The sequence below is a fragment of the Pseudomonas morbosilactucae genome, assembly GCF_023241665.1.
GTDB classification, from domain to species: domain Bacteria; phylum Pseudomonadota; class Gammaproteobacteria; order Pseudomonadales; family Pseudomonadaceae; genus Aquipseudomonas; species Aquipseudomonas morbosilactucae.
This window is the reverse complement of sequence record NZ_JALQCX010000017.1, coordinates 24,007-35,684: the sequence shown is the minus strand read 5'-3', so window position 1 is coordinate 35,684 and position 11,678 is coordinate 24,007. Positions and strand designations below refer to the sequence as shown.

The following is an 11,678-nucleotide window of genomic DNA, read 5'->3' as shown; positions in this document are numbered from 1 at the left end:
TTTTTTAATGGCGACGATTAAGTGATGGCGAGCCTTGCCCTCTACATTCACAGGTTTCAGCGCAACCAGCCGGCGAACAAACGCGTCACCCGTGGCATAAAGACATAGACCACCAACAACACAATGCTCAGGGTAATCAGCACATTGGACTGCACGTAGCCGCCCAGCCACGGCAACCGGTTGAACACCTGCTGCCACAGCCAGGGCATCAGCATGCTCAACGGCAGGATCACCATGAAGGTCACGCAAGCCTGCTTCCAGCGCGGGGGCGGGGTCGGCGCATTGGCCTGGGGCGGGGTGAACCAGAACTCCCGTTCGCCGTTGATTTCCGTCTGGTCGCCATCGGCCAGCAGATGCCGGGCCTCGTGCACCAGGTCGCGGCGCTCCGTGGAATCCAGCCACTGCTGCAACAACTCGGTACTGGCAAAACGCAGGACGCTGGTGAACAGCGCCAGCCCGCCATCGTGGCCGCGCACCACGTCGATGCCCAGGTGCCCCGGGTAGCTGCGGGCCCGGGCAATGGTCCGGCGCAGCCAACTTTCATAGGCCTGGTCCTGGCCCGCTTTGATTCGATGCCGCACCAGCAGTGTCACCACGCCGTCAGCCAATTGCATATTCATGACAGGCTCCGCCTACCCGGGGAAAAAGATCGGGCGCCCGCAGGCGCCCTCCTGTGTGCTCGGGGCTTACTTGGCCTGACGTTGCGGGGCCTTGTGCACCATGGTGTAGGCGTAGTCCACACCCATGCCGTAGGCGCCGCTGTGCTCGCGCACCAGGTCCATCACGGCGTCGTAGGTTTCCTTGTGGGCCCAGTCACGCTGGTATTCGAGCAGCACTTGCTGCCAGGTCACCGGTACTGCGCCGGCTTGAATCATCCGCTGCACGGACATGTCGTGGGCTTCCTTGGTGGTGCCGCCCGAGGCGTCGGTGACGATGTACACCTCGTAACCTTCAGCCAGGGCTTCCAGGGCCGGGAAGTTGAGGCAGACCTCGGTCCACAGCGCCGCCATGATCAGTTTCTTGCGCCCAGTGGCCTTGACCGCTGCCACCAGTGGCTTGTCTTCCCAGGAGTTCATCGAGGTGCGCTCGATGGGTTGCTGATCAGGGAACACGCTGAGCAGTTCCGGCCAGATGTAGCCGCTGAAGCTTTCGGTTTCCACCGAGGTGAGGATGGTCGGCACGTTGAAGATCTTTGCCGTCTTGGCCAGGGCCACGGTGTTGTTCTTCAGGGTCTGGCGGTCGATGGACTGCACACCGAAGGACATCTGCGGCTGGTGGTCGATCAGGATCAGGGCGGAGTTGGTTGGGTTGAGCAGTTCACGGATGGACATGGCGTGTTCCTTTTGATGTCGAGATTGATTAAGTGTCTGGGGTCCGGGGCGGTTGCCTTGTCTAGCGTTGTGCGCCGGCTTGGTGGCTAATTTACGGACTGGACCAAAAAGGGACAATTCCCTAAAATCGAGAATCATTGATTCCAAAACAGGGACAATCATGGACCGCATTGAATGCATGCGCGCCTTTGTCGTCACCGTCGACGCCAATGGCTTTGCCGCGGCAGCCCGGGCGATGGATGTGCCGCGCTCGAAGGTCAGCAAACAGATCCAGGCCCTGGAAGAGGCCATCGGTGTGCAGTTGCTGCAACGCACCACCCGCAGCCTGCACCTGACCGAAGCCGGCGCCGAGTACTACGAGTCGGTACGGGAAGTCCTGGCCGCCGTGGACGAAGCCGAGCAGCGCGCGCGCGATGGCATCAGTGAGTTGCGCGGGGTATTGCGGGTCAACGCGCCGATGTCGTTCGGTCTGCGCCGCCTGGGGCCGCTGGTGCCGCTGTTCCATGAACAGCAGCCGAACATCGAGTTGCAGCTGGTGCTCAGCGACCAGCAAGTGGACCCGGTGCGCGGCGGTTTCGACGTGACCATCCGCATCGCCAGCCTGGCAGATTCGTCCATGGTGGCGCGCTTGCTGGCGCCGGCACCGCGAATCATGGTGGCCTCCCCCGCGTACTTGAAGCGGGCGGGCACGCCACAGACGCCCAAGGAGCTGAGCAGCCACGCCTGCCTGAACTACGGCTACCTGCAAAGCGGCGTCAGCCTGCAATTGAGCAATGGCAAGGACACCCAACGGGTGCACGTCACCGGGCCGTTGCATGCCAACAACGGCGACCTCCTGGCCCAGGCCGCCGAGGCCGGCATGGGCATCGCCCTGCTGCCCAACTTTATCGTCGAGGACGCCCTGGCCGCCGGGCGCCTGGTGCCGGTGCTGTGTGACTGGCAGGCGCCGCCCATCAGCATCCACGCGGTGTACCCCTCGGCGCGCCGGGTGCCGCAGAAAACCCGCGCCTTTATCGATTTCCTGGTGGCCCAGCTCAGCGAAAAATAAGCCCCGGCGCTACCCCTGTGGCAGCGCCATGCCCGCCCAGTCTGTCAATTATTTTTCGACACCCCCCCTTGGAATCTGCTTTCACTCCCGGTAAAACGGTGTGCCTCGTTTGAAAAAAAGTCCGTGAATCCTTAACGAGATCAACCGGCCCCATGAACGCCCCGAGTACCCGCTGCCCTCGCCTGCTTGTCGCCGCTGCCCCGTGCAGGGGATCAGACATGGCCAGGGAAACGGCCCGCGTTCATCGCCGCAGCACCCACCCCCTCGCGCCAGGGGGTCAGCGATGAAACTGCTGGTCAACCTGCCCATGGCCCTGTGCCGTTCCCGCCTGCGTCACTCCTCGCGCCCTCCGGATACTTCGTTCTCAGCCTGAACGCGCGCCCAGACGCGTACAGCTTCCCCGCATTCACTTCTGCCCCTGCAACCGGCCCAAGCACGGCGCCGTTGCGTGAACTGAACCTGCGCGCCTGAAACGGCGCAAGCGAGAGAACGATGAACTTTGCAGCCCTTGACGAGGCCCGTACCTTCCTGGCCGACAACCCCGATATCGACATGGTCGAGCTGTTTATCCTCGACGCCAACGGCGTACCCCGGGGCAAGCTGTTGCACCGCGAAGAACTGCTGGCGGTGTACGAAAGCGGCGCCCGCTGCCCAGTACCATCCTCGGCCTGACCCTCAATGGCGACGACGTGGAAAACTCCGGGCTGGTCTGGGACGTGGGCGACATCGACTGTCGCGCCTACCCCCTGGCCGGCAGCCTGGTGCGCCTGCCCTGGCGGCAGATTCCCACCGCTGCGGTGCAGGTCAGCATGCACCCGCAAGAGGGCCTGCCCGCCAGCATTGCCGACCCGCGTCATCTGTTGATCAAGGTGATCGACGCCCTCAAGGCCGACGGTTATTACCCGGTGATGGCCTGCGAGCTGGAGTTCTACCTGCTGGACGCCCAGCGCGACAGCCACGGCCGACCGCAACCGGCCCTGGACGCCGACGGTGGCCGCCCCCGCAGCACCCAGGTCTATGGCCTGCGCGAGCTGGAACAGATTGAACCCTTCCTCGCCGACCTCTACGCCAACTGCAAGCTGCAGGGCATTCCAGCGCGCACAGCGATCTCCGAATATGCCCCGGGCCAGGTGGAAATCACCCTGGAACACGGCGACGCCCTGGAAGCCATGGACCAGGCCGTGCGCTACAAGCGCCTGGTCAAGGCCATCGCTCACAAGCATGGGATGCAGGCCACCTTCATGGCCAAGCCGTTCGACCACCTGGCCGGTACGGGCATGCACATGCACGTGAGCCTCGCCGATGCCCAGGGCCACAACCTGTACGCCGCACAAGACCCGGCCGGTACTCCGCTGCTGCGCCACTCGGTGGGCGGCATGCTCGCCTCGCTGCTGGATTCCCTGCTGCTGTTCTGCCCCAACGCCAACTCCTACCGCCGCTTCCAGGCCAACAGCTACGCGCCCCTGGCGCCGACCTGGGGCGTGGACAACCGCACCGTGAGCCTACGGGTCCCTGGCGGCCCGGCCCACACCCGGCACATCGAACACCGCATCTGCGGCGCCGACGCCAACCCTTACCTGGCCGCCGCGGCAATCCTCGCCGGCATCCATCGCGGCCTGCGCGAACAATTGGACCCGGGGGAACCGGTGAGCGGCAACGGCTACTCCCAGGCCACCGAGTTGCTGCCCACCGACTGGCTGACGTCGCTGACTGCCCTGGAACATTCGGCCTGGGCGCGGGATGCCCTGGGCGCCGAATTCCTCGGTGTGTACCTGGCCGTCAAGCGTGCCGAGTACCGCCAGTTCATGGCCGAAGTCGGCGAACAGGACTGGCGCTGGTACCTGGCCCAGGCCTGATACCGGCCCACCACAGCCCCTTCGGCGGCCGGCGCAGCGTTGCGCCGGCCCGGCCCCTACATGTGCAAGGAGAGACCCATGACAGCCGCCCTTAACCTGGTGACGGCGGCAGCCGAGCGCTGCCCTTCCTACTACAGCGCCACCCTCAATGACCCCACCGCCTACCCCACCCTGCAAGGCGAGGTGTCGGTGGATGCGGTGATTATCGGCGGTGGTTTCACCGGCGTGGCCAGCGCCGTGGAGCTGGCGGAAAAAGGCCTGAAAGTGGCCATTGTCGAAAGCCACAAGATTGGCTGGGGCGCCAGCGGCCGCAACGGTGGCCAGGTCACCGGCAGCCTGTCCGGCGACGCGGCGATGCGCAAACAGATGCGCCGCAGCCTGGGGGACGAGGTGGACGATTTCATCTGGCACCTGCGTTGGCGCGGCCACGAAATCATTCAACAACGAGTGAAGAAGTACGGCATCACCTGCGACCTCAAGCACGGCCACCTGCACGCGGCCTATAAGCCCAGCCACCTGCCCGGCCTGCGAGCTGATTACGAAGAAGCCGTGCGCCGGGGCCTGGGCGATGAAGTCAGCCTGCTGGACCGCCAACAAGTGCGCGGCCTGCTGGACAGCGAGCTGTACCACGGTGCCATCAAGAACACCCGCAACCTGCACCTGCACCCGCTGAACCTGTGCCTAGGCGAAGCCCGCGCCGCCGCCAGCCTAGGTGCGCTGATCTTCGAACACAGCCCGGTGCTGGAGATCGTGCATGGCGACACCCCGGCGGTGATCACCGCCCAGGGCCGGATCAACGCCAAGCAGGTGCTGCTGGCCGGCGACGTCTACCACAAGCTGGAACCGCAACAGCTCAAGGGCAAAATCTTCCCGGCCATGGGCGGCATCGTCACCACCGAGCCCCTGGGCGACCTGGCCAAGCGCCTGAACCCCGAGGACCTGGCGGTCTACGACTGCCGCTTCGTCCTCGACTACTACCGCATGACCGCCGACGGTCGCCTGCTGTTCGGTGGCGGCGCCAACTACAGCGGCAAGGACTCCCGAGACATCGCCGCGGAACTGCGCCCGTGCATCGAGCAGACCTTCCCGGCGCTCAAGGGCGTGGCCATCGATTTCCAGTGGAGCTGCGCCATGGGCATCGTCATCAACCGCATTCCCCAGCTGGGCAAGCTCTCGGACAACGTCTGGTACTGCCAGGGCTACTCCGGCCATGGCGTCGCCACCAGCCACATCATGGGCGAGATCATGGCCCAGGCGATCACCGGCCAACTCAGCCAGTTCGACACCTTCGCCGCCTGCCGGCACATCCGCGTGCCCCTGGGCGACCTGTTGGGCAACCCGATGCTGGCGGCGGGCATGTGGTACTACCAGATGCTGGAAAAACTGCGCTAAACCCTGGGCGCTGCTGGCCGCAAACCGGCCCGCAGCGCCTGGCCCCGCCCTAGCGACCCGCCCACAACGTGGCGGGCACGCAGACCCTGCCGTCGAACAGCAAGCGCGCGGTGCGCAACAGGCCGCAGCCCTTGAGCACACCGTCTTCGGTGCGCAACTCGACACTGAACTCGCCACTGGGGTGCTCCACCGACAGGCGTTTATCCGCCCCCGCCGGCACCTCGGCCACCCCCTGGGTGACGCTGCCGGGCAACAGGCAGGCACTGGCCACGCTGACCGCACCGAACACGCCAATGGCGGTGTGACAACGGTGGGGAATAAAGGTCCGACTGCTCAGGGCGCCGCCCGCCCGGGGCGCGGCCACCAGGCACATTTTCGGCACGCTGCGCTGGCTCACATCCCCCAGGTTCATCCGTGGCCCGGCTTGCAGGCGAATGGCTTCCAGGCGCGCCTTGAGCCCGGCATCGGCGTTCAATTGCTCCGGGGTTTCGTCGCCGTCCAGGCCCAGGTCCTGAGCCCTGAGCAGCACCACCGGCATGCCGTTGTCGATGCACGTCACCTCGATGCCGTCGAAGCGATCCAGCACTTGCCCGGTGGGCAGCAAGGCGCCACAGCTGGAACCGGCCAAATCGTTGAACTCGACAATCAGCGGTGCCGCGCTGCCGGGCACGCCGTCGATGCGCGCCGTGCCGCTGTACTGCACCTGCCCATTGTCGGTCGGCACCTTGGCCACGGCGGTCTGCTCGGTGTTCTCCATATAGATACGCACCTCGGTCAGCCCCTGGCTCAGCCCATGCCGGGGCGCCAGCAAGCCGCGCTCCAGGGCGAAGGGGCCGACCGCCGCCAGGACATTGCCGCAGTTTTGCCCGTAGTCCACCCGCGCCTCGTCCACCAGCACCTGGGCGAAGAGATAGTCCACATCCACCCCCGGGCGGCTGGAGCGGCGGATGATCGCCACTTTGCTGGTCAGGGAATCGGCGCCGCCAATGCCGTCGATCTGCCGCCGATCCGGCGAGCCCATCACCGCCAGTAATACGGCATCGCGCAGGGGGCCGGCGGGGGGCAAGTCATCGGCGAGAAAGCAGGCGGCCTTGGACGTGCCGCCACGCATCAACAAACAGGGGATCCGCGTCTGGCTCATGGCATCAGGCTCCTGGTACGTCTTCAAGACGCTCGAAATACTGCAGGCCCTTTTCGGCCAGGCGCCCGCGCATGTTGTAGATGTCCAGCCCCAGCTCCCCTGCCGCCAGGCGCAGGCGTTTATGTTCTTCCAGCTCGCCACGGCGCCGGGCGGCCTCGGCCACTTGGGCCACTTCGGCGTGGCGCACCACCACCACGCCGTCATCGTCGGCCACCAGCACATCGCCGGGGTGGATCAACTGGCCGGCGCACACCAGGGGAATGTTCACCGAGCCCAGGGTTTCCTTGATGGTGCCCTGGGCATGGATGGCCCGGGACCACACCGGGAAGTTCATCTCGCGCAGGGTCCGGCTGTCCCGAATGCCGCCGTCCAGCACCAGGGCACGCACGCCCCGGGCCTGCAACGAGGTGGCCAGCAAGTCGCCGAAGTAACCGTCGCTGCAAGGCGAGCTGGGCGCCACCAGCAGAATGTCCCCGGCCTGGCACTGCTCCACCGCCACATGGAACATCCAGTTGTCGCCCGGGGCCACCAGCACCGTCACCGCCGTGCCGCTGACTGCGCAATCGCGCTGGATCGGCCGCACATCGCTGGCCAGCAGGCCCTTGCGGCCCTGGGCCTCGTGCACCGTGGCCACCCCGTAGCGCCCCAGTTCTTCGATCAGTTGCGGGTCGGCCCGAGGGATGTTGCGCACCACAATGCCGGTCTTGCCGATCAGCGCGCTCATGCCAGGTTCTCCGTCACCCGTGGGAACAGGCTCTGGTAGCCCTCGCCATGAATGATGTCGCGGCCGGCGGTGATGCCGATGTTGCGCTTGGCCTGGACCCCACGCTGCAAGGCCACACGGGTGTAGTACTCCCACAGGTGCTCCTGGCCGGCCATGCACTGGATGGCCTGGTACTTCTTGTCCCACACCGAGGTGATGTCCAGCAGCACATCGGGCTTCCAGTCGCACTGTTCCGGCTGGTGCGGCTCGAAGCAGTACACCGGCGGTGCACCGAGGATCGGCTCGCCGGGCTTGTAGCCTTCGGCCTGGGCGATGATGCGCGCCTCCTGGGCCAGGTCGGCGGCCCGTGGATGGTCGTAGTTGTACGGGTCCTTGAGGGAGTGTGTGAGCACGAACTGCGGCAGCTCGCGGCGATAGACATCGGCCAGGCGCAGCAGCGCTTCGTTGTCCAGTTGCAGTGGGTAGTCGCCGAGGTCGAAGAACTCGATGCTCGCCCCCAACACTTCGGCGGCGGCACAGGCTTCGGTATGGCGCGCAGCCTTGACCTTGGCTTCGGTCATCTGCCCTTTGCGCCACAGCTTGGCCGACTCGCCGCGCTCGCCGTAAGACAGGCAGACGATATGGACTCGGTAACCCTGGGCCACGTGCAAGGCAATGGCACCACCGGCACGCCAGACGAAGTCGGCGGAATGGGCGCTGACCACCAGCGCGGTTTTTTGGGTCTTGGCATCACTCATGGTCGAACTTCCTGTTGGGTTTTTCCAAGGCTCGCAGTTCACCTCGCGGCTGGGTAATTCGTTTGACTGCAACAGCCATGCGTTTTATTTATAGGCACTCGCCCAACCGTCCACGGAAGCCCCGCCACCATGCCCCATGCCGCCATCGAGCTGTGCAACCTGATGCAGATCCGCGCCTTCAGCCAGGTGGTGGCCCACGGCAGCGTGTCCCGGGCCGCCGAGGACCTGTACCGCTCGCAATCGGTGATCACCCGGGCCATTCGCGACCTGGAGGGGCACCTCGGCGTGGAGCTGTTCGAGCGCCAGGCCAGCGGCATGCTGCTGACGGATTTCGGCAAGTGCATGCTGCCCCGGGCACGGCGCGCCATCGACGACCTGCACCAGGTGCCGCACCGGTTGGCGCGGTTGCTGGGCAAGCATGCCGGCGAGCGCTACCAGGCCGAACCGCTGTACCTGTTCAACCTGCGACGCCTGCAGATTTTCACCGCGCTGTGCGAGTCACGGCACATGCAATCGGTGGCCCGGCAACTGGGGCTCAGCCAACCGGCGGTGAGTGCCGCGCTCAAGGTCCTGGAGGATGGCGCAGGGGTGGCGCTGATGGAGCGCACGCCCTACGGCTTGGTGCCGTCGCTGTACGGACGGGAGATCGAGCCGAACATCCGCCGGGCGCTCAACGAACTGCGCCACCTGCGTGCCGAAATCGATGCGCGGCGCGGCGTGCTCAGTGGCACCGTGCGGGTCGGCGCCCTGCCCCTGGGGCGCACGCGGTTGCTGCCGGAGGCGATCATCAAACTGATCGAGGCCTACCCGGGGCTCAGCGTCACCACCAATGAAAGCGACTACACGGCACTGACGGCGGGCCTGCGCTCGGGGGATATCGACTTTATCTTCGGTGCCCTGCGCGACCACGACCCGGGCGCCGGGGTCTACAGCGAGCGGTTGTTCAGCGAAGACATGGCGGTGCTGGTGCGGGACGGTCATCCGCTGCTGCAAGGGCCGGTGCAGGCCGCCGACCTGGCCCAGGCACGCTGGGTCCTGCCGCGTTCGGCGGCGCCGGCACGGCACATGCTCGACGCCTGCTTCCAGGGCATGGGCATCGCCGCCCCCCAGGCCGTGGTGGAAACCGGCGACCTGGCCATGGTCCGGGGCCTGCTGCTGGGCTCGGACCTGCTGGCGGCAGTGTCGGTGCACCAGCTGGAGCACGAACTGCGCAGCGGGCTGCTGCGCCAGTTGCCCCTGACCCTGCCCGACACCTCGCGGGACATCGGCCTGACCTACCGCAGCGGCTGCCTGCACTCGCCGGCGGCCCAGGCCTTGATCGACTGCCTGCGCGAGCGCTGCGCGGGCAGTTGAATCAACTGCCGAAGGCGAACAACGCCTTGGGCGTGTCCCAAAGGATCTGCCGACAGCGGGCCTCATCCCCCACCAGTTCCGCCAAGCGCCCCAACAGCACCGCCAGGTCCATGCGCTGGTCGGCCCGCAGGAACGGCCAGTCCGAGCCCCACAGGCAGCGCTCGGCGCCAAAGGCCTGGAGCAAGGCCTGCTGATAGGGCCGGGTGTCGCTGAAGGGGTAACCCTGCAAGGTGAACTTGCCCATGCCCGACAGCTTGACCCAGGTGCGCCCGCCCTCGGCCAGGCCCAGCAAGGCCTGGAACGCAGGCTGACGCAGGCCGGCGGCCACATCCGGGCGCCCCGAGTGGTCAATCAGCAGGCGCGTACTGTTGCGCGCCAGCAGCGGCAGCAAGGCGCTCAACTGCTCGTTCTGCACCTGGATCTGCGCCAGCATGCCCAACTCGCCCAGGCGCCCGAGCAACGGGTCGCAGTGCAGGAAGGGCTCGACCCCGAGCATCGCCACATTCAACGCCACCCCCACCACACCTTGTGCCTGAAGGGCCGCCAGGGCCTCACTGGAAATGTCCCGGGGCACCACGGCAATGCCTTTATGACGCCCGGCACCTTCGGCCAGGGTCGCCAGCAGCAGGCGGTTGTCGGTGCCGTAGGCCGAGGTCGGGCCGACGATCAGCGAGTGGCCGATGCCATAGGCGTCCATCACCGCGTGGTAATAGTCCGGAGTGCCCAACTCGTGCCCTTCGGGGCGATAGGCGGTGTCTTCGGCGTAGGCAAAACGCGCCGGGTCGAAGACATGGTGGTGACAGTCGATTTTCGGCCAGGGCAACAGGTTCATGTGTCTTGCTTCCCGGCCACCGAATACAGCACTTGCTGGTTACGGGTCTTCTGGAACGCCTCCAGGGACTGACCGCGCATGGCCGCGTAAATGTGCAGGTTGGACACCCCCACCACTGCGCCGAGTTTTTCCAGAAGGAAAAAGCTCGCGCCGTACTGGATCAGCCCGCGCCAGTCGAGGTCGCGCACCAGGCTTTGCTCCTGCTCGCTAAGGCCGCTTTCCTCGAACAGCGCCTGCTGCTCGCGACGAAAGCGCTCGCGCCAGGCCGGCTGCACCAGCTTGTGCAGGAAGCGGTTGAGGCGCAGGCCGCGATGGCTGCGTTCCAAGGTGAAGGGATAGGTGCCCGGCAACTGCTCGATGCCCGCCAACTGCCGCTGCATGTGCTGGCGATGGCGCTCGTGCACCGGCGCCGGCACTTCACCGGAACGGTTCTCCAGGATCAGCGTGGCGATGCCGGTCATGGACGGCAGGTAATAAGCCTGGTGCAGCTTCTCGACATTGGCCGACAAGGCTCCACGCATCACCAGCCACATGATCACTTCCGAGCCTTCCATGCCGCCCAGGGTGGCGAACTCGGCGTGGGTCATCTCGGTCAGGCGTTGCGGGTCATTGATCAGCAACTCGATGAACTGTGCGTCCCATTCCGGGTTGTTGAAGCCGCAGCGCTCACCGTGGACCTGGTGCGACACCCCGCCCGTGGCAACGATCGCCACCTTCAAGTCCTCGGGGTAGCTTTCGATGGCCCGGCGCAGCGCCTGGCCCAGCTTGAAGCAGCGGCGCGCCGTGGGGATCGGGAACTGCAACACCCCGATCTGCAACGGCACCACCTGCAACGGCCAACCGTCCTGGTGCGACAACAACGCCGAGAGCGGCGAGAACAGGCCGTGGTCCAGGGGCTTGTCCTGGAAAAACGACATGTCGAACTCGTCGCTCATCAGGCTGCTGCCGATGTGCCGCGACAACCCCAGGTGGCCACCAATCGGTGGCAGGTCACGCGGGCCACCGCCCTCGTCGGCCACCGCGTACTGGCTGTCCACGCCCAGGCTGAAGGCCGAGTAATGGTCGAAGAAAAACGAGGTCACGTGGTCGTTGAACACATACAGCAGCACGTCCGGCTGGCGCTCCTGCAGCCACTGCTGCACCGGCGCGAAGCCCTCGAAGATCGGCGCCCAGGCGCTCTCTCCCTGCTTGTTGTGATCCACCGCAAAACCGATGGTCGGGGTGTGGGACACCGCCAACCCGCCGATGATCCTAGCCATGCTTA

10 protein-coding genes and 1 pseudogene are annotated in these 11,678 nt (G+C 65.9%); 4 read left to right on the top strand and 7 right to left on the bottom strand.

The annotated features are described in order from the left end of the window. Positions 1–56 precede the first annotated feature (56 nt). Together M1B35_RS11045 and M1B35_RS11040 are read right to left on the bottom strand one after the other, a co-directional pair. Entirely contained in the window at positions 57–620 is a 564-nt protein-coding gene (locus M1B35_RS11045) for an antibiotic biosynthesis monooxygenase (protein ID WP_123331852.1), read from the bottom strand. Positions 621–686: 66 nt separating this feature from the next. After that, complete coding sequence (locus M1B35_RS11040; protein WP_123331850.1) at positions 687–1,331, bottom strand: hydrolase; 645 nt, start codon at positions 1,329–1,331, stop codon at positions 687–689. Positions 1,332–1,491: 160 nt separating this feature from the next. Here M1B35_RS11040 and M1B35_RS11035 point away from each other — a divergent pair, with 160 nt between their 5' ends. The 3 genes and pseudogenes from M1B35_RS11035 (at position 1,492) to M1B35_RS11025 (ending at position 5,627) form a co-directional block, all read left to right on the top strand. Further along, entirely contained in the window at positions 1,492–2,379 is an 888-nt protein-coding gene (locus tag M1B35_RS11035; protein WP_123331847.1) for a LysR family transcriptional regulator, read from the top strand. Positions 2,380–2,871: 492 nt separating this feature from the next. Continuing rightward, positions 2,872–4,235 (top strand): annotated as a pseudogene (locus M1B35_RS11030) (glutamine synthetase family protein). A gap of 78 nt (positions 4,236–4,313) precedes the next feature. Further along, the gene (locus M1B35_RS11025; protein WP_268261948.1) at positions 4,314–5,627 is read left to right on the top strand and encodes an NAD(P)/FAD-dependent oxidoreductase; all 1,314 of its coding nucleotides are present in this window, start codon (positions 4,314–4,316) and stop codon (positions 5,625–5,627) included. Between the two features lie 49 nt (positions 5,628–5,676). On the opposite strand, the gene M1B35_RS11020 is transcribed toward M1B35_RS11025, so the two are convergent. From M1B35_RS11020 to galB, 3 genes are read right to left on the bottom strand one after another with little or no spacing between them, the layout of a single operon-like run. Further along, positions 5,677–6,768: a 4-oxalomesaconate tautomerase gene (locus M1B35_RS11020; protein ID WP_268261947.1), complete on the bottom strand. Its 1,092-nt coding sequence runs from the start codon at positions 6,766–6,768 to the stop codon at positions 5,677–5,679. A 4-nt stretch (positions 6,769–6,772) separates the two neighbouring features. After that, the gene (locus M1B35_RS11015; RefSeq protein ID WP_123331838.1) at positions 6,773–7,492 is read right to left on the bottom strand and encodes a 4-carboxy-4-hydroxy-2-oxoadipate aldolase/oxaloacetate decarboxylase; all 720 of its coding nucleotides are present in this window, start codon (positions 7,490–7,492) and stop codon (positions 6,773–6,775) included. Beyond that, complete coding sequence (galB, locus tag M1B35_RS11010) at positions 7,489–8,229, bottom strand: 4-oxalmesaconate hydratase (RefSeq protein ID WP_123331836.1); 741 nt, start codon at positions 8,227–8,229, stop codon at positions 7,489–7,491. Before galB ends, M1B35_RS11015 begins: the two co-directional genes overlap by 4 nt. Before the next feature lie 129 nt (positions 8,230–8,358). Here galB and M1B35_RS11005 point away from each other — a divergent pair, with 129 nt between their 5' ends. Next, complete coding sequence (locus M1B35_RS11005; protein WP_268261946.1) at positions 8,359–9,582, top strand: LysR family transcriptional regulator; 1,224 nt, start codon at positions 8,359–8,361, stop codon at positions 9,580–9,582. A gap of 1 nt (position 9,583) precedes the next feature. Here the strand turns inward: M1B35_RS11005 and M1B35_RS11000 are convergent, their stop codons facing one another. Together M1B35_RS11000 and M1B35_RS10995 are read right to left on the bottom strand one after the other, a co-directional pair. After that, positions 9,584–10,414 (bottom strand): amidohydrolase family protein, encoded by an 831-nt coding sequence (locus M1B35_RS11000; protein ID WP_268261945.1) that lies wholly within the window; start codon positions 10,412–10,414, stop codon positions 9,584–9,586. Next, a complete protein-coding gene (locus tag M1B35_RS10995; RefSeq protein WP_268261944.1) occupies positions 10,411–11,673 on the bottom strand; it encodes a gallate dioxygenase in 1,263 nt (420 codons plus the stop codon). Before M1B35_RS10995 ends, M1B35_RS11000 begins: the two co-directional genes overlap by 4 nt. Between the last annotated feature and the right edge of the window lie 5 nt (positions 11,674–11,678).